Origin of the sequence: Streptomyces sp. NPDC012466 (assembly GCF_042955215.1) — a bacterium.
In the GTDB taxonomy this organism is placed as follows: Bacteria; Actinomycetota; Actinomycetes; order Streptomycetales; family Streptomycetaceae; genus Streptomyces.
Genome location: NZ_JBIBEQ010000007.1, coordinates 405,946 through 429,240, shown reverse-complemented (window position 1 = coordinate 429,240; position 23,295 = coordinate 405,946). Strand labels below are relative to the sequence as shown.

The window sequence follows — 23,295 nt, the reverse complement described above, 5'->3', positions numbered from 1 at the left end:
CGCGGACCGTACGGGTCGTCAGGCGTCCTGCTCCAGCACCCGTACGGGCAGCGGGCGCAGCGCCTGCCGCAGGGCGGCCGCGAGCTCCTCGTACTCCGCGCCGCGCGCGGCCCCCACCCGCATCGCCAGGGCGATCCGCCGGGTGGGGGCCGGGTCGGCGAAGTACCCGGTGAGGAGCTGGTTGCTGCGGGAGGTCTCGACCTTCAGGGCGGTGCGCGGCAGCAGGGTGACTCCCAGTCCGCCCGCCACGAGCTGCACCAGTGTGGACAGCCCGGCGGCGGTCGTGGTGACCGGCACGTCGTCGCGGCCGGCCTCCCGGCAGATGTCGAGGGCCTGGTCGCGCAGGCAGTGCCCCTCGTCCAGCAGCAGCAGGTTCAGCTCGCGCAGCGCCTCACGCGCGATGCCCTCGCGTCCGCCGAGCCGGTGGTCGAGCGGGGTGACGAGGACGAAGTCCTCGTCGAACAGCGGCAGTTCGGCCACGCCCGGCACGCCCAGCGGTACGGCGAGCAGCAGCAGATCGAGCCGGCCGCCGGCGAGGCCGTCGAGGAGGCTGGCGGTCTGCTCCTCGTGCACCTGGAGGTCGAGGTGCGGGTACCGCTCGTGGACGAGCCGCAGGACCGTCGGCAGCAGATAGGGCGCGACCGTCGGGATCACCCCGAGCCGCAGCACCCCGGTGAAGGGCGCCCGGACCGCCTCGGCCTCCTCCATGAGGGCGCCCACCTCCCCCAGGACCGCCTTGGCCCGTACGGCGATCCGCTCACCCTCGGGTGAGAGCAGCACCTTGCGCGTCGTACGCTCGAGGAGCGTCACTCCGAGTGTCTCCTCCAGGGCCGACACGGCACCCGAGAGGGCGGGCTGGCTCATGCCGATCGCCGCGGCCGCGTCCCGGAAATGAAGGTGCTCGGCCACCGCCGCGAAGGCCCGGAGCTGGGCCAGGCTGGGCTGCCTGCGCTTATTACCGACCGTCACTGATAACTACCTCCGATCAACCCGACCGAGTGTAGCTATTTCCGTAATCAATCGAGCCTGTGCCAACATCAACACAGTCCAACCCATGGGAAACGCCCGCAATCCGGGTGTTTCTTCGCTGCAAGGAGTGTGTGTGCTCACCGTCGGTGACAAGTTCCCCGAGTTCGACCTGACCGCCTGCGTCTCGCTGGAGAAGGGCAAGGAGTTCCAGCAGATCAACCACAAGACCTACGAGGGTCAGTGGAAGGTCATCTTCGCGTGGCCCAAGGACTTCACCTTCGTGTGCCCGACCGAGATCGCCGCCTTCGGCAAGCTGAACGACGAGTTCGCCGACCGCGACGCCCAGGTCCTCGGCTTCTCCGGCGACTCCGAGTTCGTCCACCACGCCTGGCGCAAGGACCACGACGACCTGCGTGACCTGCCGTTCCCGATGATGGCCGACTCCAAGCACGAGCTGATGCGCGACCTCGGCATCGAGGGCGAGGACGGCTTCGCCAAGCGCGCCGTGTTCATCGTGGACCAGAACAACGAGATCCAGTTCTCGATGGTGACCGCGGGCTCGGTCGGCCGTAACCCGAAGGAGGTCCTCCGGGTCCTGGACGCGCTCCAGACGGACGAGCTGTGCCCCTGCAACTGGTCGAAGGGCGACGAGACCCTCGACCCGGTCGCGCTGCTCTCCGGGGAGTGATCTGACATGTCGCTGGATGCCCTGAAGTCCGCCATACCGGACTACGCCAAGGACCTGAAGCTCAACCTGGGCTCGGTCATCGGCAACTCCGACCTGCCGGCCCAGCAGCTGTGGGGCACGGTGCTGTCGACGGCGATCGCCTCGCGCTCCCCGATCGTGCTGCGCGAGCTGGAGCCGGAGGCGAAGGCGAACCTGTCGCCGGAGGCGTACACGGCGGCCAAGGCCGCCGCCGCGGTGATGGCGATGAACAACGTCTTCTACCGCACCCGTCACCTCCTCTCGGACCACGAGTACGGCACGCTGCGCGCGGGCCTGCGGATGAACGTCATCGGCAACCCGGGTGTCGACAAGGTCGACTTCGAGCTGTGGTCGTTCGCGGTCTCCGCCATCAACGGCTGCGGCATGTGCCTGGACTCCCACGAGCAGGTTCTGCGCAAGGCCGGCCTCGACCGCGAGGTCATCCAGGAGGCGTTCAAGATCGCCTCCGTGATCCAGGCGGTCGGCGTCACGCTGGACGCCGAGGCGGTCCTGGCCGAGTAATCCCCGGCCGCACGCCTCGTACCGCAGGGCCCCGCCCACCTGACCGGTGGACGGGGCCCTGCTGGTGTGTCGGTGCCGGCTACTCCGGCGGCGTCTTGGGGGCGGGCTCCGCACTCACCGCCGTGGCCCCGCGCGGCCGCACCGAATGCCGCAGCGCCGCCTTCTGCGAGTAGGAGCGCAGATATCCGGCGACCGTGTTGGTCACCGCCACCAGCGGCACGGCGACGACCGCACCGCCGATCCCGGCCACCATGCCGCCCGCCGCGACCGACAGCACGACCGCCAGCGGATGCACCCGCACGGCCCGTCCCAGGATGAACGGCTGCAGGATGTGCCCCTCGATCTGCTGCACCGCGAGCACCACCACCAGCGTCATGACGGCCGTGAACACCCCCTGGGTGACCAGCGCGACAACCACGGCGAGCGCACCGGAGACCACCGCACCGACCAGCGGGATGAACGCGAACAGGAAGATGAACACCGCCAGCGGCACCGCCATCGGCACATCGAGGAAGTAGATGCCGAGCCCGATGAAGATCGCGTCGATCAGCGCGACGACGACCGTGCCCCGCACATACGCCGTCAGCGTCCGCCACGCCGCCGGACCGGCCCCGGCCACCCCCGGCCGCGCCGCCGCCGGCACCAGCCTCAGCGTCCACTCCCAGATCCGCTTGCCGTCGTAGAGCAGGAACAGCGTCGAGAAGACCGCCAGCAGGATCCCGGCGAGCGCCTCGACGACGACCGTCACGCCTTCCAGGCCCGCCGAGGTGATCTGGTCCGTGTTCGCCCCGACCGCTTCGCGCAGGTTCTTGGCGATCTCGTTGATCTGTTTGTCCGTGACGTGGAAGGGGCTGTTCAGCAGCCAGTTCCGCAACTCGTCGATGCCGTCCTGGATCTGGCCCGAGAGGTCGTCGATGTTCTCCATGACCTGCCAGGTCACGAACCAGCCGATGAGGCCGATGACGACGAAGCCGAGGATGGCCGTCAGTGCCGTAGCCGGCCCGCGCGGCACGCCGTGACGCCGCAGACGCGCCACCGTCGGCTGCAGGATCGCCGTGATGAGCAGCGCGATCACGAACGAGAGCACCACGAGCTGGACGGCGCTGATGATCCGCATCAGCACCCAGACGGTGCCCGCGAGGACGAGGAGCCGCCAGCCGGCCTCGGCGGCGACCCGCACCCCCCACGGCACGGCCAGCGCCGGATCGGGCCGGGCGGCGACGTCGGGCGCGTAGTCCGGGGGCGGCGGCACGTACTCGTCGGAGAGGGCCGGGGATTCGGAGTCGTCCCGCTCCCGCTCGGCTTCGGCACGGCGTTCGTTGTAACGCTCGCTGATCTCGGTCAGCCCGGCACCGAGCCGGCCGAGCCACCCTGGCACTCGCGACATGATCCGTCCTTTTCCCCCGTCTCAGCGCACCACTCCCCCCGGGAGTCGATCCCGTCCGACCGTACAGGGCGAGAGCCCCGCACCGGACGACGGTGCGGGGCTCTCGTGAGGCAACGGGATCGGCCGTGGGGCCGGTCGGCTCAGTACCAGTGGTTGGCCTGCCAGAACGTCCAGGCCTCACAGGGGCTGCCGTAGCGGTCGTTCATGTAGCTCAGGCCCCACTTGATCTGGGTGGCCGGGTTGGTCTGCCAGTCCGCGCCGGCGGACGACATCTTGGAACCGGGCAGCGCCTGGAACATGCCGTAGGCCCCGGACGAGGGGTTGACCGCCTTGTAGTTCCAGTCGGACTCGTGGTCCACGATGTTGCTGAAGCACTGGAACTGACCCGACGGCACCATCTGCCGTGCCATCGCCTGGATCTGGGCGATGCTGTAGGAGCTCGCGACGGGGAAGTCGGAGATGTCCTTGGAGCGGCTGGCGGCGGCCTTGACCTCCGCGCGCTCCTTGGCTTCCGCCTCGGCGGCCTTGGCGGCCTTCTCGGCGGCTTCCTTCTTGGCGATGGCCGTCTCGGCGGCGGCCTTGCGGGCGGCCTCCTCGGCGTCCTTCTTGGCGCTCGCGTCCGCCTGGATGGCCTGCGCGTCGGCCTGCTGCGTCAGGGACGCGGTCTGCACCTGGGCCTGCTGGCCCGCGGGAATGTCCGCGAGCAGGGTGGCGCCGCTGGCCGTCGCTTCGGCGTCGTTGTTCTGCGCGGTGCTGCCCGAGGCAACTCCGACGACGCTTCCGACAGCGGTGACCGCCGTGGCCGAAGCCACTGCGAATCCCCGGACCGAGATCCGGCTCACACGGTTTTCCTTCCAGCATCGCCCGCTTCGGTGACCCTCGCGGACGCAATCGTGCCCCTGGCACTGGCCTCCCCAACTGCGGGGTCACGGGAGGCGCGGGCCCGGTGGGCAACTCCCGCGAGGGGAGCGCCGCGTGTTGCTCGGGCGGCATACGACATCGCTATGCAGTTGATGCTGTTGCTTTGGTGGTGCCGTACCGCTGGGGGTACAGGTGTGTCGTATGCGGGGCCTGACAGGACTGAGACTCTGCCGTAACCCGACGGGGCAAGGCAATTCTGAGTTGCGTGTGAAAGCTCACATCCCGTTTGGTGCGGGAGATTCACAGGAACGCCCACATGCGAAGGCGCCGCCCGGCTAGGCTCTTCGCCTTTTCCGGACGGCGCCAACTATCGCATAACCGGCCCTACTTACTGGGGACGGTCAGACCTGCCCGTCTTCGAGCATTTCGGTCACAAGAGCGGCGATCTGGGACCTCTCGGACCGTGTCAGGGTCACATGCGCGAAGAGCGGATGCCCCTTCAGCTTCTCGACGACGGCGACGACACCGTCGTACCGGCCGACCCTGAGGTTGTCCCGCTGGGCCACGTCATGGGTGAGAACCACCCGCGAATTGGCCCCGATCCGGGACAGAACGGTGAGAAGCACATTCCGTTCCAGCGACTGTGCCTCGTCCACGATCACGAACGCGTCGTGCAGCGAGCGGCCGCGGATGTGGGTGAGCGGCAGGACCTCCAGCATCCCGCGCGCGGTGACCTCCTCGATGACCTCGCGGGACGTGACCGCCGAGAGGGTGTCGAAGACCGCCTGGGCCCAGGGGCTCATCTTCTCGGCCTCGGAGCCCGGCAGATAGCCCAGCTCCTGCCCGCCGACCGCGTACAGCGGACGGAAGACCATCACCTTCTGGTGCTGACGGCGCTCCAGCACCGCCTCCAGACCCGCGCACAGCGCCAGCGCCGACTTGCCGGTGCCGGCCCGGCCGCCCATCGACACGATCCCGACGTCCGGGTCGAGCAGCAGGTCGAGCGCGATCCGCTGCTCGGCGCTGCGGCCCTTGATGCCGAACACCTCACGATCCCCGCGCACGACACGGATGCTGCCCTCCGGCGTGACCCGCCCGAGCGCCTTGCCGCGCTCCGACTGGATCATCAGGCCCGTGTGCACCGGCAGGTCGGCGGCCTCGGGGACGTAGACGTGGCCCTCCTCGAAGAGGATGTCCACCTGCTCGCCGGGCAGGGTCAGTTCGGACATGCCGGTCCAGCCGGAGGAGTCCGTGATGGCGAGCTCCGCGCGGTACTCCTCGGCGAGGAGTCCGACGGAGGACGCCTTGATCCTGAGCGGGAGGTCCTTGGACACGACGGTGACATCGAACCCCTCGGCCTGCAGATTGCGGGCGACCGCGAGGATGCGGGAGTCGTTGTCCCCCAGGCGGTAGCCGCTGGGCAGCACGCTGGGGTCCGAGTGGTTGAGCTCGACACGGACGGTCCCGCCCAGATCCCCGATCGGGATGGGGGCGTCGAGGCGACCGTGCCGGACCCGGAACTCGTCGAGCAGGCGCAGGGCCTGCCGGGCGAAGTAGCCGAGCTCGGGATGGTGCCGCTTGGCCTCCAGCTCCGTGACCACGACGATGGGCAGCACGACCTCGTGCTCGTCGAAGCGGTTCAGGGCGTTCGGGTCGGCCAGCAGGACGCTGGTGTCGAGAACATAGGTGCGCCGGTCTGGCTTGTGGCGCTTTGCACTGGTCACCACGGAAGGACGTACCCCCTCGGATGAGGTCGGGGAGCGACGGTATGGAGCTGGACCGGTCGTCGGCCGCCCTGCGCGGGCCGAAAACCGGCCCTCCGCCTCTTCGTCCGTGCTGTGACCGCACGGATCGGGCTGGTGCAAAGGGCCTCCCGGGCGGACGGCCCCGTGCCGTCCGCTGAGATCCGACACCCGTGGTTCGGGCGTCGACCTGACTGGGTTATGCCCTCGAACGAGCGTCGCCATGCCACGGCATATGACGGCGAGCCGGTGAACTCCGTGTTACGCGCGCCTTCGGCGGGGTACCGGGAGGTGTTGTGACGTGGGACGTCCCGCGTCCGCGGGGTCCGGGGACAGGTGCGTCAGCCGCCGAACCGCCGGTGGCGGGCCGCGTAGTCCCGCATGGCGCGCAGGAAGTCGACCTTGCGGAACGCCGGCCAGAACACGTCGCAGAAGTAGTACTCGGAGTGCGCGGTCTGCCAGAGCATGAATCCGGACAGCCGCTGCTCGCCGCTGGTGCGGATCACCAGGTCGGGGTCGGGCTGGTCGCTCGTGTAGAGGTGACGCCCGATCATGTCGATGTCGACGGCCTCGGCGAGCTCCTCCATCGAGGTGCCCTTGTCCTGGGCGTCGAGCAGCATCGACCGCACGGCGTCGGCGATCTCCTGGCGGCCGCCGTAGCCGATGGCCACGTTGACCACTATCCCGTCGACGCGCGCGGTGGCCTCCTCGGCCTCCTTGAGGACCGTCTGCATCCCGGAGGGCAGCAGGTCGGGCGTGCCGACGTGGTGCACGCGCCAGCGGCCGTCGGCGGCCAGGGTGCGGACGACGTCCTCGATGATGCCGAGCAGCGGGCCGAGTTCCTCCTGCGGCCGGTCGAAGTTGTCCGTGGACAGGAGCCAGAGGGTGACGACCTCGACGTCGGTCTCACTGCACCAGCCGAGGAACTCCTCGATCTTCTCGGCACCGGCCCGGTGGCCGTGGACGGTGCTGGAACCGGCGGCCTTCGCCCAGCGCCGGTTGCCGTCCATGATGACGCCGATGTGCTTGGGCACCTGAGCGTGGTCCAGGTGGCCTTCCACCCGGCGTGCGTACAGCCTGACCAGCAGGCCACGCAGCTTGTCGCGCAGGTTCACGTGATTGTCAGCCCCTCCGTACGGATCGGACAGGCCGCGGCGTGCGGCCCGGTCGTGGCCCGCGGGCGGTCCCTGCCCGTATGGCGGTCCCCGGAGGCGAAGCCTACCCCCGCTGCGGCCGTGGGCCGCCAACAGGGGCGGAACGAACGGTTCCGGCCGGTGGTTCGAGCCGCCCGGCGGGAAAGAAAAAACGGGCCGGTCCGTGGGGGGGAGACGGACCGGCCCGAGGGGGGGTTTCCACCATAACCCTTTGTAAGTGATGCTGCGTGCATCGGCGTGCCACAACTACTCTCCGGAGCCACCCGGCGACGCGGCGGTGCCCACGGAAGCCTTCGCTCCGGGCCGGCTTCTGGCCGAAACATGGCCCCTGTGCAGGGGAAACGGGATGCTCCGCGACAGGATCCGGCGGATTTGCCGCACCTTGTGGACCAGTCGGGTGACTTGTCCCGACATCCCCCCGACGGGTGAACCGGGCCGCGCACGGCCGCTTGACCCCGAGTCGCCGCCCGGACCGCCCCCTTGCCACCGCGTCGCCCTGGACAGCGCCACCGCACCGGCTCGACGGGGACCGGGCACCGCGCAGCCCCCTCCACTGCGCGGTACCTCCCGCGCAGCTTTGCTCACGCGAATTCCCTCGTCCGAATTTACGTGAGCGGCGGCCGAGAGGCGAGCCGCGAGCGATAACGATGTGAAAACTCTCGTCGGAAGATGAGCAAGTGCAGTGAGGGAGACGAGTGACGCGGTCGACGACTAGGACGGAATCTGTCCTCATTCCCGTCTACCGTCGCCTCATGACGACGACGCTGAGGATCAGGTGGGACGCGGTGAGCGCGCGCCGGGCGGAGCGGCAGTTCCTGGCTGGACCGGCCGCGCCCGGCACGCCGGTCGCCGAGGTGGTCGGGGCGATGCGGGGCGCCCACGCGCAGGTGCTCTCCGCGGCCGAGGTGTCGGTGGGGATGCGGACGGACGGCGTGACGCGGGCGGACGTACGGGCCGCGCTCTGGGAGGAACGGTCCCTCATCAAGACCTACGGCCCGCGCGGCACGGTCCATCTCCTCCCGGCCCGTGAACTGTCCCTCTTCTCCGCGGCGTTGAGCGCGGCCCCGAGCGGGCCGAGCCCGTTCCCGCCCGATGTGCGGCTCACCGGGGAACAGGCCGGCCAGGTCGTGACGGCGATCGGTGACGCGCTCGACGGCAGGTGCCTGACCCTCGACGAGCTGTCCGAGGAGGTCGTCGCCCGCACGGGCCCCTGGGCCGGTGACCGCGTGATGCCGGCCTTCCAGGACCTGTGGCCGCGCTGGCGCCAGGTGATGCACCGCGCCGGATGGGCGGGCACGCTGTGCTTCGGCCCGAACCGCGGCCGCAAGGCGACGTACACCCGCCCGCCGCGGGAGGACGCCGGGGCAGGGGCCGCGCGGCCCCTGCCGGGGGCCGGCCCCGGGGAGAGCGCGCGGGAGGCTCGGCCCGTGCCGGGCACCGACCGCGGGGAGAGCGCCGGGGGCGTGCCGGCCGATTTCGTCCATCGCTATCTGCACGCGTACGGCCCCGCCACCCCGCAGCACTTCGCCCGCTGGCTGGCGGCGCCACCCGGCTGGGCGACGGCCCTGTTCGGCGAACTGGCCGCCGCGGGCCGTATCGAGGAGGTCGACTTCGAAGGGACACCGGCGTGGGTGGCGGCGGGCGACACGGACTTCCCGGACGGTCCGCCGCGGGGAGTGCGCCTGCTGCCCTACTTCGACGCGTACGTCATCGCCGGACAGCCCCGCGAGCGGCTGTTCCCCGGGACGGCGTACCAGCGCGCCCTCGGCGGCGGCCAGGCGGGCAACTACCCGGTGCTGCTGGTCGACGGCGTGGTGGCGGGGGTGTGGCACCAGCGGCGCCGGGGCCGTCGTACGACCGTCACGGTCGAGCCGCTCGTCCGGCTGACGGCACGGCAGAAGCGGGAGCTGGGCGAGCAGGCGGAGCGGGTGGGTGAGGTGCTGGAGGCGGCGGCGGAGCTGGTGGTGGGAGAGGTGACGGTGGGCCCGCACGCGTGATCACGCGGCCGGCGTGCGTCCGCCCGGCTTGCGTGCGTCGACCAGGTGGCGGGTGCTGTGGGCGACGAAGGGGCCTTCGGCCTGGATGCGCTCGTGCAGCTCCCGGAGCCGCGGCTCGTACGCCTCGACGGTGAAGCCGGGGACCATCCAGACCACCTTGCGCAGGAAGTGCACGACCGCGCCGATGTCGTGGAACTTCACGCGCAGCCGCTCCGCCCGCAGACCGACGACGTCGAGCCCGGCGGCCTCGGCGTCGGCCCGCTCACGGTCGGGGTGGCGGGCGCTGCGGGCGTCGTCCGGCTGGGGCCCGAGGAAGTACTCGACGAGTTCGAAGACGCTCCCCGGGCCCACGTGCTGGGCGAAGTACGTCCCGCCGGGCTGGAGGACGCGGGCGATCTCGTGCCAGTGCGGGCGGACGGGATGGCGGCTGACGACCAGGTCGAAGGCACCGTCGGCGAAGGGCAGCGGGTCGTCCTCGGCAACGGCCACGACGGCGACGCCGCGCGGGCGGAGCAGGGCGGTGGCCTTGGCGACGTTGGGGGGCCAGCCTTCGGTGGCGATGGTGAGCCGGGGTGGCTCGGGGGCGTTCACGGTGGTGGCCTCGGCAGCGGCACAGGTGCCGGCGGGGGCCTCGCTGGTGTCGGTGACCCTCGCGAGGGCGAAGTCCAGCACCTCCCCTCCCCCGGTCTGCACGTCCAGCACCGCACTCGCCCGGCCCAGCCGCTCGGCCATCGACACGGCGTAGCCCCAGGAGGGGCGTGCTTCCGTCGCCCGCCCTTCGAACCAGGAGAAGTCCCAGCCTTCCGTCGGGACGGAGGCGCCCTCGGCGAGGAGTTCTTCGAAGGTGGCGAGGTGTGGGGGGTGTGGTTCCTGATGCACTGCCATGGGGAGATGGTGGCAGGGGGCCGTGCGGGGGCGCTCGTATTTTCACGCCGGTAGTGGAGTGCGGCTTCCCTCCCTGCTCGAAGGGCGGTCGCCGAGCCCGGGCGGGGGCCTCACCGGGTGCTCTGACAAGCGGACGACCACGACAGAAGGGGGCGAGGGTCCGGCTTCCGAGCCGCGGCCCCAGGAGGTCCTTCCCCGCCGGTACCCGAGGAAGCGTCGGTCCCCGTCCCACCAGGCGACGAGGTTGCCGGCGACGTCTCCGTCGACGGTCACGCTCCGCACGAGGACGGTGTCGTCCCCGAGGATGTCGGCCTTCCAGTTCCGCGGGAACGCCTCTCGCGGCCGGGGTGTGAACCCCGGCCGCCGCACGGCTTCCGGATCGTGCTGGTGCGCCGGGAAGAACTCCAGGTCGGCTTCGACCACGTCACGCAGACGTACGTCCACGTCGACGTCCCCCACCCGGAGTGCGGCAGCCACCACGAACAGCGGCCCTCAGGGAACCAGGGGACGCACCTCCTCGGCCGCGAACCGCACGAACCCCTCCGGGTCGGGCTCGTCCGCGGTCGGCTGGAGTACGACGCTGTCGGCGCCGGCCTCGACCAGCCGCTCGACGGCCTTGGCCACGGCGCCGGCGTCCCCGGCGACCCCGAGATCCGGAACGGAGTCGAGCCCCTCGGCGGCCAGCTCCGCGCGCAGCCGGGCGTCGGCGCCGGGCCCGGTGGCGGTGAGCAGATAGACGACGACGCGGTGCGGCCCGGCCGCGCGACCGGCCGCCGTCCGCCCCTCCTCCACGAGCCGGCGCGCCTCGCGCACACCGTCGGCGTTGGTGGAGGCGGTGAGAATGGTCCCGTCGGCGGCCTCGCCGGTGAGCCGCAGCGACCGCGGGCCGGTGGCCCCGGCCAGCACCCCGCCCTGGGCGCCCTGAGGCGGCCAGTCGAGAGCGACGTCGTCGAGCTTGACGTACCGCCCGTCGACGGAGAGCCGCTCCCCGTCCAACAGGGCGCGCAGCGCGAGGAGATGCTCCCGCAGCAGGGTGACGGGCGACTCGACCCGGGCACCGACCTGTCCCATCCAGTCCTGCACGCCGTGTCCCACGCCGACGATCGCCCGCCCCGGGAACATCCGGTGCAGCGAGGCGATCTCCATGGCCGTGATGGCGACGTTCCGCAGGGGCACGGGCAACAGCCCGACCCCGACCCGCACCCGCTCGGTCCACGCGAGGGCAGCGGCGGCGGTGGAGATGCCTCCCTCTCTGAAACAGTCCTCCCAGAGCCAGAGCTCCTCGAGCCCGGCGTCTTCGGCGACTTCACAGACCGAACGCAGACGCTCGGGGGCCAACTGGGGGCGGAAGACTGCACCTAGGGGGGTCATGGGGTCTTCCTACCCGGGCCGCGAAGCGTCGGACAAGGCGTTTCGCGCCCCGCACGTTCCATACGAGCCAACCACCACGCGGTCGACGCGCGGTCGACGCCGCTTCAGTCCTTCGGCATGTCCATCAACGGCGACTCGAAGCTCGTAAGCTCCACAATCTGCCTCAGGATCTCGCGGTACTGCTCGCGCCGCTCCACCTCCGGTGTGCTCAACATCAAGATCGCCATGCGCTTGCAGTCCGGGTGCGGGAGGTAGGCGGAGATCTGAAGCAGTGGTGTCGGCGGAAGGCCCGACTCGGCAGTCGGCGTGCGCACCGTCTCTCCCATGGACGCGGGACCGCTGGGCAGGTCCAGGTACTCGATGTGGGAGTGCTGCTCGGCTGTGGCCACGGCCCGCGCCGCGCTCACCGGCCGTGGGGACCAAGCGATGTCTCGCCAGGACACGGTGAAGAGGGAGTGGAGGATCTTTCCGCTGCCTCCCTCCACATCGTCGCGGTGCACACCCAGGGAGCAATGGACGGTGCCCACCTCGCGCAGTGCAGCCAGCAGTTGCTGGCCCGATGCCAAGTGAGCGATGAACTGCTGACGGGTGATGCCGTCAGGAATGGATTCCAGCATCGGAGCGAGTGCTTCCCGGAGCCGGCTCGCCTCTGCGGAAGCGGAGGGGGCTAGGAGAACGTCGAGCGGCAGCTCGGTGAACCCGCCGGGCACGGCGAACCAGATACCGGCACGGGGGTCACTGACGGAATCAGCGATGACGACGCGAGATGTCATGTCGGGCATTTCCGGAGAGGGTGGCCGGGTGAAGGATCAAGTGCGGTCCGAGCGGACGCCGACGCGGCGGCCACGCGCAATGTCCTCGGAGGTCGCTCCCCATTCCTCGACGGAAGGGCGACCTCCCTCCGATCCCGTCTGCTGGTTCAGGAAGCGGAACCGACGGGGGGCCGACGCGTCCGAGGTGGGCGCGGCGATCACGCCGATGAAGCGAGGATCTCCCGCGAGCCACACCACGCCGATCTGCGCCTTCAACTCTGGTGTCGCGCGAGGAGCCATCCGGCGGTGCCACCATCCCACTCCCCAGTGCCGGGGAAACACCATGGGCAGTCGCTCCTCTGGGCGGGATGGGTTCGGGAACTCGAACCACCCGAACTGCCTGCCGACGATGTCAGGCCGGTCGGCAAGCCCGTGCGGGGCATCGCCGAACTGACGCCATGGGTACTCCTGCAGGACTCGCTTCATACGAAGGCCGGCGGGCAGGAGGAAGAGCTGCAAGAACGCACGGTAGAAGCTGTACAGCAGGAACGGCACGAACAGAATCGTGTATCCGGGGGAGAGGAACACCACCAGAACCGCCAGCAGAGCGACCCACAAGGCAATCCATCCGAGGAGAGCGAGCGCGTTCGCGGCCAACTGTTTCGACCAGGCGCGCCGGGTCGGCGGATGATCCCAGGCAGTCGAATGATCCGTGGGGTTCATATGAGCTCTCTTGTCCTCCGGGTCAGAACACGTACTGGGCGAGATCGATCAGAGCCCCGCCATCGAGGATGCTCCGTGCACCGTCGATGCCGGTGCCGGTGTCCTTCGCTCCGTCATTGTCCAGTTCGTCCACCGCGCTGGAAACGAGACCGTATCCGGCGGTCGCGACGCCGAGTGAAGCAGATGTGATCTCGACGACCTCTCCGACACGGGCTGAGTCACGAGCCCCGCGCACCACCAGGTTCAGGGCCGGATTACCGAGGTTGGAGATGGCCTTTGCTTCGCCGACGGTCTTGCTGCCCAAGGTCGTCAGCACCTTTCCGAGGGTGACCGCTTCCTCGCCGGCGCGCAGGGCGGTCATCGTTCCACGCACACCCATGCCGACGGCGCTCACGCCGGGAACGGCTCCCAGGAGGTCCCCGCCGAGGCTGACGACATTCCCCCAGAAGTCGGAGTCGAATTCGCCCTTGGTGAAGCCGTCCTTGAGGGAGGAAAGGACTTTGGGGTCGGACAGTCGCATCGCGAGCGCCGAGGCGCTCAACGCGGCTGCCGCAAGCAAGAGGACCGCTGCCGCCAGGCCACCAGTGGCCACGAACAACGCGACCAAGCCGATGACGCCTGCGGTGAAGCTAAGAATGTCAGGAAGATTCTCGACGAACCAATCGCCGAATTTCTCGAGTGCTCCCGGCTCATGCGGTGCCAGCTTCTTCGTGGCATCGCGGATCTTGCCAGCGCGGTACCGGGCCTTGGTCTCGTGTTCCTCGGCCAGCCTCTTCGCCCTGCCGATGATTTTGTCGAGCTCGGCCTGGGCTTCTTCCACAGCGGTGTTCGCACTGCTCAACCGCTTCTCCGCCTGGTCGTGGCGGCCCCCCTTGCCGTCGAGGCCGGGATCGTTCTTCGCCTTGTCGGCGTGCCCCTTCGCCGCATCCACGGCGTCCTGCGCGTCTTTGGCTTCCCGTTCCAGCTTCTTGGCACGACGCTGGAAGTCGTCGAGTTCACCCTCCCAGCGGTCGAGTTGCCGTGCGGCCTTGCGAACGGAGTGCGCGGCGTTCTTCAGGTTGAGCGGGAGAGGTCCGTCCTCGAGTTCTTCACGGAAGGCGACGGCGGCATCGCCCTTCCAATAGCTGCCGTCCATGAGCTTGGTGACCAGCTCATGCGTCTCGTCCAGGACTTTTGCACAGTTCCCGAGTTTCTTACTCAGGTCGCGAACCGTGTCGATGTCACCCGGCGTCGGGTTGAACCCCAAGTGGGAATAGTCGGGATTAGGGATGGACGGAGAGGACTTGAGCCCCTGGGGCACGCCGCCATTGCGGGCGGCCGGCGAGTCGGCGTACGGAGACTGTTCGACACCAGGCGTGGCCGTCACTTCTTCCCCCCGGACTTTCCACTCCTGGCCTTCTTCAAGGCTTCTTCCAATGCCTTGTCGACTTCCTCGTAGCTGTCCTTGCTCTGCCCGACAATCTTGGCGAGATCCTCGGTCTGCTTACCGATTTCTTCCGTGCCGTACTTCCAATCCTCCTGGAAGTCCTCGCACGCAGAGTCCAGATCATCCGTGCCCAGACCGGTGACGGTGGCATCACTCAAGGCCTTGCGCAGACCCTTCAACGAATCGCTCGATTTCTTCAAAAGCTTCATGAAATGTGCGAGTTCGCCGCCGTCCACGGCCAGCCGGTCAGCCATGTACCGCTGCCCTCTCCTCATTCGATACGCGTGCGTGAGGCAGCGACTCTACCCATATCGCCTTTGAAGCAAGGCGGGCGACCGCCCCCCGGTGGAGAGCGATCGCCCGGCCCGGGCCTGAAGATCGTCAGCGGTTGACGGCCTGGACCTCTTGGACGACGACATCCTGCTCGGCCCCGAACGTGCCGTCAGGCAGGCGCTGTTCACCCTGGACACCGGTGCCAGTCCAGTGAATCTTCCAGGTGATCGTCGCCCTGAGCTTGTACGAAGAGTCACCGGATGAGCGCAGATATTTCACTCCACATGGTGGAGTCCTCTCGGCCTTACCCTTGGCATACGGTTCACCGATCGAGCCATCCGCATTGATCTGACACTCACCCGAAGCGGGATAGGTCACGGAGTCACCCGTGCCCGGATCGATCTTGAGGGAGACCGGTTCGGCCGTAGTCGTCGCCTGGATGTCCAGCAACGGGACGCTGGCCGTCACAGACACCGGCTTGAACTTGGCCGCGTCCAGCCAGGCCCAGGTCGGCAGGTTCACCTTCGTGGCCTGCTGAGGCGCGAGTTCGACCGTGGTCGACGGGACGCGGATCTCGGCGTAAGCGAGTTGGGCGAGTATTTCGGGGGTGATCGCTTCCGGGACGTCCGCGGGTGGCGGGTCGCCGTTGTCCACCCAGAAGATCGGCTTGGTGCAGTCGAGTGATCCCGGTGAGCCTACCTGGCTCTCAGGGACATAGGCGTCCCACCAATAGCCTTTGTCGGCCTTCTCCTTGTTGAAGTCCTTGTACGGGTGCCCGTTGACGTAGCGATCACGTTGCTGAGCGTCCCATTGGTACCCCGTGGACTCGGCCTCCCAGATGGGTTCCAGGGCTTTCTGGAGTTGCTCAGGCGTGTACTTGGGGGCGTAGTAGCAGGGGGGCGGGGTCCACGAACCGGTGGATGTGACGCCCCCGGCGGATTCACCCGAGCCGTTCTTCGAACGGTCGAAGACGATCACGCCACTGGCCGACGACGCGAGCGTGTCGCCCTTCACGGAGCCTGAGGGATTCGACGTGCTCGAATCGCTCTCAGTGGTGCCGTCCGGGGTGACCTTGGCCCAGGCATTCGGTGCGCCGGAAGTCACAAGGGCCACGGCCAAAGCGAGGCCTGCCAGCGCTCTCCGCTTCACTTCAGACACTGCTTCGCTCCTGCGGTCGAAACGATACGCGTGGTCCGCCAGACTCCGTCGCTGTTCTTTTCCAGCCGGGTGTTGTAGAGGATGAAGTCCTCGTCGGAGGGGGCGGTGACCTTGGGCTTGTTCGTCTTGAGGTCCTTTGCGTAGCCCTTGCTCTCATCGGCACAGAACAGGACCGTCGCCGTCTTGTTGCCGGCGAGCGTCACCGTCCGGTCGTAGTACCGGATGGTGCCCGTGATGCCGAGGTTGGCCTTCTTGAACTTCTCCACCCAGACAGCGGCCGCCTCCAGCGCCCTGCCAGTGTTGTAGAAGTTCATCGCGTCCGCCTTGGGGTCGGTTCCCGCGATCGCCGCGTTGACCGAGCGCATGCGCTCGGCGTTGTCGGCAAGCACTGCGTCCTTGACGGCGTCCCCCGTCTTACCGCCCTCGAAGTTCATGGTCAGGTCGGACGGCAACTTGATCTTTGGGCGACCGGCGGCCTGCGAGGCCGACTCGCTGGGCGATGCGGCCTTGGCTCCGCCGGCATCGACTCCGGCAATCTTGTCCTTGTCCTTGGAGCTGTCATCGCTCCCGCACGCGGACAGCGTCAGGGCCGCAGCGGCGGTCAGCGTGAGCGCTGCGAGGAGGGTGGGGCGGCGGTTCACGGTCGGCTCCCGGTCAGAGGCGAGGCTTCTCTTGAGCGAACCAAAGCTATACAGCGGGGTGCGGCCGCACCAGGGTGATGGTTGTCAACAGGCGGGGTGTATGGGGAGGAATCGACGATCCACCGACCTGTTCGGGCCGTAACGGTTGCATAACGCGCCAATGGGGTGGACAACATGGGCGCGGATCGCGGCGTTCCAGTCAGGAATAAGCAAATGCAGGCCGTCCGGCCTGGACTTGGCATGGGCCCCTGGGCCCATGTGACGGGCTGTCCGCTGCGGATACGTTCGAGACGGAGAGCCATGTGACAGGGCACGGTCGAAGGGGGCCCGGATGGGGCGGCGTTGGCGGGACGGAAGCGGAGAACTGATGGTGCACGCGGGTGATGACGAGCCGCCCGTGACAGTGCCCTTGGAGATCGCCTCCTCGTATCGGGCCCGGACGAAGGGGCTGTTGGGGCGGGACTCCGTCAAGGGGGCGATCCTGCTCTCCCCGGCCAACAGCGTGCACACCTTCCGTATGCGCATGCCGATCGATGTCGCCTATCTCGATCGGCACCTTCGCGTCATCGCCGTCCGCACCATGCGGCCGGGCCGGCTGGGGATGCCTCGGCTGCGCGCCCGGCATGTGGTGGAGGCGGAGGCCGGGGTGATGGGTGAGTGGGGGCTCCGGAAAGGGGCGCGGGTGGAGGTCGTCGTGTCGGTGTAGTCGTGTCGGTGTCGGGAGGTCAGGGTCTACCGCGGCCCGACCTCGCCAGCGCGCGACCCGCCGATCCCACATCTCCTCGGCCTGCGACTCCGTGCCCGGCTCACGCAACCCCGTGTCCCACCCGTGTCTCGTCTCCGCCGTCCGCTCAGTTGATGCCCGGGTACGCCTTGGCACGGGCCGGGTCGCTCATCCTGACCGGCTCGTCGTGCCGGGCCGGCTCGAACTCTGCGGGTGTCCTTGCGGGTCAGGACGTAGAGGACGACGGCGTGGCGAAAGTTGCGTGAAGCGGCGCGGTGGTTCGTCGGTGGTGTCGGCGAACGTCACCGGCGTTCAGCCATAGCGCACTCAACGGTCGCATTGGCTAGAGTCGCCCTTATGAGCACCGACTTGCATGGATGGCTGGAATGCAGGCCCAAGCCCGGACGCTATGGCACTGAACATGCGCCGTGGGAGCCCTTCTCGGAACTCAGGCACCTTTACTGGGCTCGTGATTACATGTCATGGTCAGCACTCTTTGACGTCCGGAGCGTGGAGCCTGTCAGAGCTCTGTTCCCTGACCGCGGAACCCCTGTAGATATTTCGGACACGGTACGAAGGGATGTGGACGAATTCGAGGGGCACAGTCATTCGTGGTTCTCGTGGAGTGAACTGTCAGCTGTCGACTGGAACGCCTCCTGCACCGACGGCCCGTCTCGGTACTGGGTCCGTCGCTGGTCCCGTGCTCCTGAAGGATCCCTCGTGCCCGAGGGATTGGCCGCACTCCCGGATGAGCTGTACGACTCGGCCGCTGCCAAGTTCGGGGAAGGCAACATCGCTCCGTCCCGGTGGCCCGCCGACGGGGAGCTCCTGCTGGGCGACGAGGTGTACCGCCCTGTCTCCCCTGCCTATCGCGACCTGGTGCCGGCCGACGGACCATGGCAACCGGTGTGGAATGTGATGGGCACGCTGTCCGAACTCCATGGTGAGGACAACGTCCGCCTCGTCGTCTGGTTCGGCGGCTGAACGGAGACCTGGGGGCATCAGTCGTGCGTCACGGGGTGACGGCTTCCGAGCCGTCACCCTCCTTCTCGTCTTCACCCCGGCCCTGCTGTCATTCCAGCCCCAGGTACTCCAACGCCCCCTTGGGGTCATCGTTCAACCGATTCCAGTCGATTTCCTCACCTCGACTGTACTTCGCCTCCAGCGCCCGCTGCATGTCACCCAGCTGCTTGGCCGTGAAGTTCGCATCACCGATACGAGCGTCAACTCCCTTCTCATTCATGAGCTGGGCCGGAGAGACCTTCTGCCCCTTGATGGGCCGGAAAACCTCGGTCCACTTATCAGGCTTGTCGATCTCAACTCGAGTCGTTCTGCCTGGATTCGCATTCTTCCACTCGGAGAGTGTTTTGATCTTCCCGACGAATTCCGGCTGACGCGTCGGATTCACCGTGTTCTTCACCTCGACCAGGTGCACCCTGCCGTCACGCCCCTTGTACAGAACATCGGCGTCCGGCACGTTCGACACATCCACGGCTTCTCCCGGCGCGACCTCGACCTGACGCCGGTTGTGTTCCGAGCCGACGGCGGTGTGCACGGTGCTGTCGGGTGCCGCGTCCTCCGAGGCGCGCCGCACACCGCGCACCTCAGCAAGCATCTCCTCGAGCCTGCTGGCAGTACGCGCGTTGGTCACTTCGGAGCCGAGCTTGCTCGCACCCGCCCGGTCGACGTTCTTGCGTCGAGCGAGATCAGTGAGCTCGCCGAGCGCGGCCGCCGCCTGGTCTTTGCCGATCTCTTTCTTGCCAGGGGTCTTCTTGGCGTTCTCGACGAAGTCGTCGATGTTGCGCTCGTCAATACTGAGCCTGCCCTGCTTGATGGCGGCCTTCGCAGCCTCCGCCTGCGCCTCCAGCGCCTGTTGCTGTGCCTCGTCGGCCTTCTTGCGGGCGTCCTGGGCCTGCTGTTTGGCCTCCTCGTCGCAGCCGTCCTCGGCGAGGACGACGTACCGGGAGTCGGACGGGCCGGCGGCGAGGACCGTGGTGCCTGCGCCGGAGGAGCCGGTGATGAGGCCAGGGGTGGTTCCGGGCGGGCCGTCGCCGTACGGGATCCGGCGGGTCGGCGCCGCGATGGTGCAGCCCGACTCGCGGGCCCGCTTCTCGGCCTCGTCCGCCGCCTCGTCGGCGTCCTTCGCCGCCTTCCGAGCGCCCTCGGCATCGCCCTTCTCGGCAGCCTTGCGGGCCTTCTCCGCCGCGTCCGCCGCCTTGTCGAGGGATTCGCCGACCTCGGCCAGCTTCTTGAACTTGGTGAACTTCGTGATGGTCTTCGGGCTGAAGATGCCGACGACGTTGACCACGGTGTTGCCGATGGAGGCGCCGTAGTTGCCCTTCTCCCAGTTCTCCTTGTCGACGAACGTGTCGATCGCCAGGTCGGACACGAAGTCCTCGGGCGAGTTGACCCAGCCCCACACGGAGGAGACGTAGTTCCCCTTGTCCCACTCCTCGCCCAGTTCGTCGGCCTTGTCACCCCACCAGTTCGTGGTGTAGCCGCTCAGACCGTTCCAGGTGTCCTTGATCGAGCCGACGGGGTCGCTGACCACGTCCATGGTGCTGGCCAGGAAACTCTTGGTCGGGGCCACGAAGAAGCCTCGGACATGGTCCATGAACGACCTGTCGTGGCGTTCCTGGTCATGTACCTCGTCCCAGAGCGACCTCTCTTCGAACGGCCCCGGAGCGAGTGGGACCGTGTCGTTCGTCCCCGCGCCGTCATAGGTGATGATCCGAGCCGACCAGGACGGACCGCCACCGCTGTTGTTACCGCCCGTACCACCACCGGCGTCCGTGCGTCCCTGGCCACCCGCATCACCCTCGGTGCCCGAGTCGCCCTCGGTGCCCGAGTCGCCTTCGGCACCCGCCTCGCCGTGCGCGCCCGCACCCCCGTCTGCCGCCACGCCGCCGTCCGCGTTCGCGCCGCCGTCCGCGCCGCCGTCCGCGTTCGCGTCACCGTCCGGGTCGGCGCCGTTGCCGCCGTCGGCACCGGCGTCCGCACCACCCAGCTGGCCGGCGTCGTTGTCCCCGGCCGCACCCGTCTCCGTACCGTCGCCCTGCGCAGCGGGGCAGGCCGCGCCCGTCACCGAGCAGACCGCCGACTGGATGCCGTCGGCGATACGCCCGCCGAGACCGCCCACCGACAGTGCGACGACGATCGCGGCGACCACCGCGATGAGCCCCGCGTACTCCACCGCGGTCTGGCCCTCGTCCCGCCGCCAGCGGATCATCCTCGCCAGGCTGAACGCCCGGCGCTCCTCCCTGTCCTCGGGAGCGCTCTCGAACCACTCACGCGACCGGGCCCGGCGCAACAGCACGATGACCGCCACCGGCATCGCCGCCTGCGTGATGCCCCGCAGATCGCCGTGCAACAGAGTGCCGACCGACAGCCACACGATCCACGCCTGTACGGCGATCAGCGCGCGGCTCGTCCACACCCCGCCCCGCCACAGGCGCCGGGCCAGGTAGACCCCGGCCACGCTGGGCAGCGAGTCGTACACCAGGATCCCGAAGATCTCCCCGGAGTAGTACGTCACCACCGACAGCACGGTGATCACGTACAGCACCGTCAGCGCGAACTGCACCCAGAGCAGTACCTGCGCCCAGCCCAGTTCCCTCGGCAACGGCGAACGCCTGCTCCAGGAAGGGCTGTTCTGTGCACCCCACATCCCGCTCGGGGGTATCGGGTCACCGGCAGGGGACATGCGCGACCTCAGCTCAGCTCGATGAACGGCCGTTCAACACAGGCACCGAGCCGAGGCTAAGGAACGTCGATCACTCACGCATGGGCCCGGGGTCCCAACGCCGGGCCCACTTTTCTCTGGCTCAACCCTCCGTGCGTGGGAAGGAGACCTCGACCCGTCGGTTCTTCTTGCGGCCGGTCTCCGTGGAGTTGTCCGCGATCGGGTACTGCTCGCCGTAGCCGCGCACCTCGTACGTGACGTTGGAGTCGGTCAGTTCCTGGTCGAGGACGTTCTGGACGGCGTCGGCTCGCTTCCGGGACAGGACATCGCCGTGGGCGGAGGAACCGAGGTTGTCCGTGAAACCGAAGACGCGGATCTTCGTCGCCTTCTGCGTCTTGATCTCCTCGGCGATCGCGGAGATACGGGCCTTCGCCGCGCCGCCGAGCTTCGCACTGTCCTTGCCGAAGAGGACCTCGGCCTGGAGGGCGAACTTGACGTCGGCGTTGGTGTCTTCGCGACGTTCGTCGCCGCTCTGGTCTTCGACGACCTGCTTGATGTCGAGAACCTTGGCTTCGGCGAGGGTCGCGCCTTCGGGCAGCTTGAGGTCGGGGTCGTTGGCGTCGACCTCGACGGGAGCGGACGCGGAGGCCTCGGTGCCGGGGGGCACACCGGGGGTCTCGTCGGCGTGGGCCGCGACGGCTCCGTAGAGGTTCGCGGCGACCATGAGGCCGGCGGCGGTGAGGACCAGGGCGAGGCGTGGAGTCGCCGGTCGGATACGCGTGCGGGTTTCCATGGCCGGCCTCACCCGGAGATCTTGATGGTGCCGCTGGAGAACGTCGGGACCTGCAGAGTCACATCAGTCGTACTCGTGGGCGGGGCAGGAAACTGCATGAATACCGGAAGGGTCTGCCCTGCATCCAATGTCCCGAAGCCCGTTGTCGTCAGTGGCCGTCCATCTGTGTCGCGCAGTACGTAGTAGCGCTTCTTCCCCTTTGGATCCACGAGGGTGGCGCCTCCAAGCGAAGGACCGTGCTTGATGACCTCGGTCTCGTCACCACTCATCTGCGAGGGGATAACTACCGACTTCGCCCCATCATTCTTCAAGGTTCCGTTCACGGTGACGAATCCGCCTCCGTCACGGGTGGCGGACGTGACCTGAAGAAGCAGACCCTCGGTGCCTTTAACTTCCGTCAAGGGCGTCTCCGACTCCCCCTCCTGAGCACTCGGTTGTGATCCACCTTTGGAGGTGGGCGCTGAAGAATTCGGCTTCTTGTCCTCACCGCCCCCACCGCCCCCACAGCCGGCCACGCCCAGGGCCAGTCCGGCCGCAACGGTCAGCACGACCATCCCCCTGCGGGCCTTCGCAGTGAACCGAATGCTCATCTCTCTGCTTCCTTCATCACTCGTCGTTCGCTTGTGAGTCGGCCAGGTGGACGTCGAAGAGGTCCTCGGGTTCCGGCAGAACATCGAGATCGTCCGGGTCCAGCTCCCAGACCACGCCGTCCTCGCATGTGAGCTTCGGCAGAACGTCGGGACCGGCGTCCCCGGTGGGCGGGTCGCAGCGGGGCTCGATCACGGCAGTGGCGGTCGCGTTGGACTTCCGGGCCGCCGTTCCGGGGACGACGGATTCACCGACGGGCTTATTGGTCTCGACCTCGACCGTGAAGCCCAGGGGACCTTCGGGCCCGCAACTGTTCACCCTGGCGTCGTTCTGCTCAGCAAGCTGATACGCACGCCAGCAGGACGGGCTGAGGCCGTCAGCGGTGCCCTCGAAGATCGCCTGCCACTTGGCCGGATCGAGTACGTCCTTCACCCACGCGCCGGCGAGTTGGTCCCGCCTGTCCTGCGCTGCCGCGAGAGCCGCCGCGTCCGCGGCCGTCTGGGCGCCGTTCCTGTTCGCCGCGGCCTGGCCGACCGCGAAGTACGCGAACGCGAGAAAGAGCAGGCCCCCCACCACCACGATGTAGATGGGGAAAGCCTGCCCTGCGTCGCCGTACCTACGGGGTCGCGTCAAGGAGCGACCTTGGCGATCTGCGCCTGGATCTTGTTCAGGATCGTCTGACCGATGTTCGTACCGGTGATCGCCAGCACGATCGCCACCACCACCGCGATGATGCCCAGGTACTCGACCGCCGTCTGTCCCTTGTCGCCGGCGCGGCGCTGCATCGCCTCGACCGTCGTGTTCTTCCAGCCGTTCACGCGGACCTTGGTCGCGACGGCGGTCTTCAGCATCAGGTCGCTCATGGTGTTCCCCTCCGGGTTCGGCTGTGTCGCTTTCGACACGAGGAACGTACGGCGATACGACCAGTCCGCCAGAGGGCC

Annotated in this window: 24 protein-coding genes; 5 read left to right on the top strand and 19 right to left on the bottom strand. The window is 68.4% G+C overall.

Features of this window, described 5'->3' with window-relative positions:
- Positions 1–18: 18 nt before the first annotated feature.
- On the bottom strand, positions 19–969 hold the full coding sequence (locus ACFY9E_RS26850; RefSeq protein WP_390988189.1) for a LysR substrate-binding domain-containing protein: 951 nt from the start codon (positions 967–969) through the stop codon (positions 19–21).
- A gap of 133 nt (positions 970–1,102) precedes the next feature.
- Here ACFY9E_RS26850 and ACFY9E_RS26845 point away from each other — a divergent pair, with 133 nt between their 5' ends.
- Positions 1,103–1,657, top strand: coding sequence for a peroxiredoxin (locus ACFY9E_RS26845; protein WP_190195680.1), 555 nt, complete (start codon positions 1,103–1,105; stop codon positions 1,655–1,657).
- A 6-nt stretch (positions 1,658–1,663) separates the two neighbouring features.
- Complete coding sequence (locus tag ACFY9E_RS26840) at positions 1,664–2,197, top strand: alkyl hydroperoxide reductase (RefSeq protein ID WP_361301283.1); 534 nt, start codon at positions 1,664–1,666, stop codon at positions 2,195–2,197.
- 79 nt (positions 2,198–2,276) lie between these two features.
- Here the strand turns inward: ACFY9E_RS26840 and ACFY9E_RS26835 are convergent, their stop codons facing one another.
- The 4 genes from ACFY9E_RS26835 to ACFY9E_RS26820 form a co-directional block, all read right to left on the bottom strand.
- Entirely contained in the window at positions 2,277–3,584 is a 1,308-nt protein-coding gene (locus tag ACFY9E_RS26835; RefSeq protein ID WP_390988187.1) for an AI-2E family transporter, read from the bottom strand.
- Between the two features lie 140 nt (positions 3,585–3,724).
- A complete protein-coding gene (locus tag ACFY9E_RS26830) occupies positions 3,725–4,426 on the bottom strand; it encodes a transglycosylase SLT domain-containing protein (protein WP_390988185.1) in 702 nt (233 codons plus the stop codon).
- A 420-nt stretch (positions 4,427–4,846) separates the two neighbouring features.
- On the bottom strand, positions 4,847–6,172 hold the full coding sequence (locus ACFY9E_RS26825; RefSeq protein WP_390988183.1) for a PhoH family protein: 1,326 nt from the start codon (positions 6,170–6,172) through the stop codon (positions 4,847–4,849).
- A 356-nt stretch (positions 6,173–6,528) separates the two neighbouring features.
- A complete protein-coding gene (locus ACFY9E_RS26820; RefSeq protein ID WP_390988181.1) occupies positions 6,529–7,302 on the bottom strand; it encodes an isoprenyl transferase in 774 nt (257 codons plus the stop codon).
- Between the two features lie 791 nt (positions 7,303–8,093).
- Here ACFY9E_RS26820 and ACFY9E_RS26815 point away from each other — a divergent pair.
- Positions 8,094–9,338 carry a DNA glycosylase AlkZ-like family protein gene (locus ACFY9E_RS26815; RefSeq protein WP_390988180.1) on the top strand — a complete coding sequence of 415 codons (1,245 nt, stop codon included), beginning with the start codon at positions 8,094–8,096 and terminating at the stop codon, positions 9,336–9,338.
- On the opposite strand, the gene ACFY9E_RS26810 is transcribed toward ACFY9E_RS26815, so the two are convergent.
- From ACFY9E_RS26810 to ACFY9E_RS26770, 9 genes are all read right to left on the bottom strand, one after another.
- On the bottom strand, positions 9,339–10,223 hold the full coding sequence (locus ACFY9E_RS26810; protein ID WP_390988179.1) for a methyltransferase domain-containing protein: 885 nt from the start codon (positions 10,221–10,223) through the stop codon (positions 9,339–9,341).
- Between the two features lie 42 nt (positions 10,224–10,265).
- On the bottom strand, positions 10,266–10,700 hold the full coding sequence (locus ACFY9E_RS26805; protein ID WP_390988177.1) for a GNAT family N-acetyltransferase: 435 nt from the start codon (positions 10,698–10,700) through the stop codon (positions 10,266–10,268).
- Between the two features lie 15 nt (positions 10,701–10,715).
- Complete coding sequence (locus tag ACFY9E_RS26800; protein WP_390988176.1) at positions 10,716–11,594, bottom strand: LLM class flavin-dependent oxidoreductase; 879 nt, start codon at positions 11,592–11,594, stop codon at positions 10,716–10,718.
- A 104-nt stretch (positions 11,595–11,698) separates the two neighbouring features.
- Positions 11,699–12,376: a hypothetical protein gene (locus ACFY9E_RS26795; RefSeq protein ID WP_390988175.1), complete on the bottom strand. Its 678-nt coding sequence runs from the start codon at positions 12,374–12,376 to the stop codon at positions 11,699–11,701.
- A gap of 27 nt (positions 12,377–12,403) precedes the next feature.
- A complete protein-coding gene (locus ACFY9E_RS26790; protein WP_390988173.1) occupies positions 12,404–13,069 on the bottom strand; it encodes a hypothetical protein in 666 nt (221 codons plus the stop codon).
- Between the two features lie 22 nt (positions 13,070–13,091).
- Positions 13,092–14,435, bottom strand: a complete 1,344-nt coding sequence (locus tag ACFY9E_RS26785; RefSeq protein WP_390988172.1) for a putative T7SS-secreted protein — start codon at positions 14,433–14,435, stop codon at positions 13,092–13,094.
- Positions 14,432–14,749 carry a hypothetical protein gene (locus ACFY9E_RS26780; protein ID WP_390988171.1) on the bottom strand — a complete coding sequence of 106 codons (318 nt, stop codon included), beginning with the start codon at positions 14,747–14,749 and terminating at the stop codon, positions 14,432–14,434. Before ACFY9E_RS26780 ends, ACFY9E_RS26785 begins: the two co-directional genes overlap by 4 nt.
- A 127-nt stretch (positions 14,750–14,876) precedes the next feature.
- Positions 14,877–15,782: a hypothetical protein gene (locus ACFY9E_RS26775; RefSeq protein ID WP_390988399.1), complete on the bottom strand. Its 906-nt coding sequence runs from the start codon at positions 15,780–15,782 to the stop codon at positions 14,877–14,879.
- Positions 15,783–15,913: 131 nt separating this feature from the next.
- Entirely contained in the window at positions 15,914–16,567 is a 654-nt protein-coding gene (locus ACFY9E_RS26770) for a hypothetical protein (RefSeq protein ID WP_390988169.1), read from the bottom strand.
- 331 nt (positions 16,568–16,898) lie between these two features.
- Between ACFY9E_RS26770 and ACFY9E_RS26765 the strand changes: the two genes are divergently transcribed.
- Entirely contained in the window at positions 16,899–17,273 is a 375-nt protein-coding gene (locus ACFY9E_RS26765; protein ID WP_390988167.1) for a DUF192 domain-containing protein, read from the top strand.
- A 738-nt stretch (positions 17,274–18,011) separates the two neighbouring features.
- Positions 18,012–18,275, top strand: coding sequence for a hypothetical protein (locus ACFY9E_RS26760; protein WP_390988165.1), 264 nt, complete (start codon positions 18,012–18,014; stop codon positions 18,273–18,275).
- Between the two features lie 88 nt (positions 18,276–18,363).
- Here the strand turns inward: ACFY9E_RS26760 and ACFY9E_RS26755 are convergent, their stop codons facing one another.
- The 5 genes from ACFY9E_RS26755 to ACFY9E_RS26735 all read right to left on the bottom strand — a co-directional run bounded on the left by ACFY9E_RS26755 (position 18,364) and on the right by ACFY9E_RS26735 (position 23,217).
- Positions 18,364–20,913 (bottom strand): hypothetical protein, encoded by a 2,550-nt coding sequence (locus ACFY9E_RS26755; RefSeq protein ID WP_390988163.1) that lies wholly within the window; start codon positions 20,911–20,913, stop codon positions 18,364–18,366.
- 202 nt (positions 20,914–21,115) lie between these two features.
- Complete coding sequence (locus ACFY9E_RS26750) at positions 21,116–21,766, bottom strand: OmpA family protein (RefSeq protein WP_390988162.1); 651 nt, start codon at positions 21,764–21,766, stop codon at positions 21,116–21,118.
- Between the two features lie 8 nt (positions 21,767–21,774).
- Complete coding sequence (locus ACFY9E_RS26745; RefSeq protein WP_390988160.1) at positions 21,775–22,356, bottom strand: hypothetical protein; 582 nt, start codon at positions 22,354–22,356, stop codon at positions 21,775–21,777.
- A gap of 16 nt (positions 22,357–22,372) precedes the next feature.
- Complete coding sequence (locus tag ACFY9E_RS26740; protein ID WP_390988158.1) at positions 22,373–22,987, bottom strand: pilus assembly protein TadG-related protein; 615 nt, start codon at positions 22,985–22,987, stop codon at positions 22,373–22,375.
- Entirely contained in the window at positions 22,984–23,217 is a 234-nt protein-coding gene (locus ACFY9E_RS26735) for a hypothetical protein (RefSeq protein ID WP_356436841.1), read from the bottom strand. Before ACFY9E_RS26735 ends, ACFY9E_RS26740 begins: the two co-directional genes overlap by 4 nt.
- Between the last annotated feature and the right edge of the window lie 78 nt (positions 23,218–23,295).

What these genes read in the sequence shown, in the direction of transcription:
- ACFY9E_RS26840 (WP_361301283.1), top strand. Translation starts at nt 1,664, where the DNA reads ATGTCGCTGGATGCCCTGAAGTCCGCCATACCGGACTACGCCAAGGAC.
- ACFY9E_RS26835 (WP_390988187.1), bottom strand. Translation starts at nt 3,584, where the DNA reads ATGTCGCGAGTGCCAGGGTGGCTCGGCCGGCTCGGTGCCGGGCTGACC.
- ACFY9E_RS26815 (WP_390988180.1), top strand. Translation starts at nt 8,094, where the DNA reads ATGACGACGACGCTGAGGATCAGGTGGGACGCGGTGAGCGCGCGCCGG.
- ACFY9E_RS26810 (WP_390988179.1), bottom strand. Translation starts at nt 10,223, where the DNA reads ATGGCAGTGCATCAGGAACCACACCCCCCACACCTCGCCACCTTCGAA.
- ACFY9E_RS26800 (WP_390988176.1), bottom strand. Translation starts at nt 11,594, where the DNA reads ATGACCCCCCTAGGTGCAGTCTTCCGCCCCCAGTTGGCCCCCGAGCGT.
- ACFY9E_RS26795 (WP_390988175.1), bottom strand. Translation starts at nt 12,376, where the DNA reads ATGCCCGACATGACATCTCGCGTCGTCATCGCTGATTCCGTCAGTGAC.
- ACFY9E_RS26790 (WP_390988173.1), bottom strand. Translation starts at nt 13,069, where the DNA reads ATGAACCCCACGGATCATTCGACTGCCTGGGATCATCCGCCGACCCGG.
- ACFY9E_RS26780 (WP_390988171.1), bottom strand. Translation starts at nt 14,749, where the DNA reads ATGGCTGACCGGCTGGCCGTGGACGGCGGCGAACTCGCACATTTCATG.
- ACFY9E_RS26765 (WP_390988167.1), top strand. Translation starts at nt 16,899, where the DNA reads ATGGGGCGGCGTTGGCGGGACGGAAGCGGAGAACTGATGGTGCACGCG.
- ACFY9E_RS26750 (WP_390988162.1), bottom strand. Translation starts at nt 21,766, where the DNA reads ATGGAAACCCGCACGCGTATCCGACCGGCGACTCCACGCCTCGCCCTG.
- ACFY9E_RS26745 (WP_390988160.1), bottom strand. Translation starts at nt 22,356, where the DNA reads ATGAGCATTCGGTTCACTGCGAAGGCCCGCAGGGGGATGGTCGTGCTG.
- ACFY9E_RS26735 (WP_356436841.1), bottom strand. Translation starts at nt 23,217, where the DNA reads ATGAGCGACCTGATGCTGAAGACCGCCGTCGCGACCAAGGTCCGCGTG.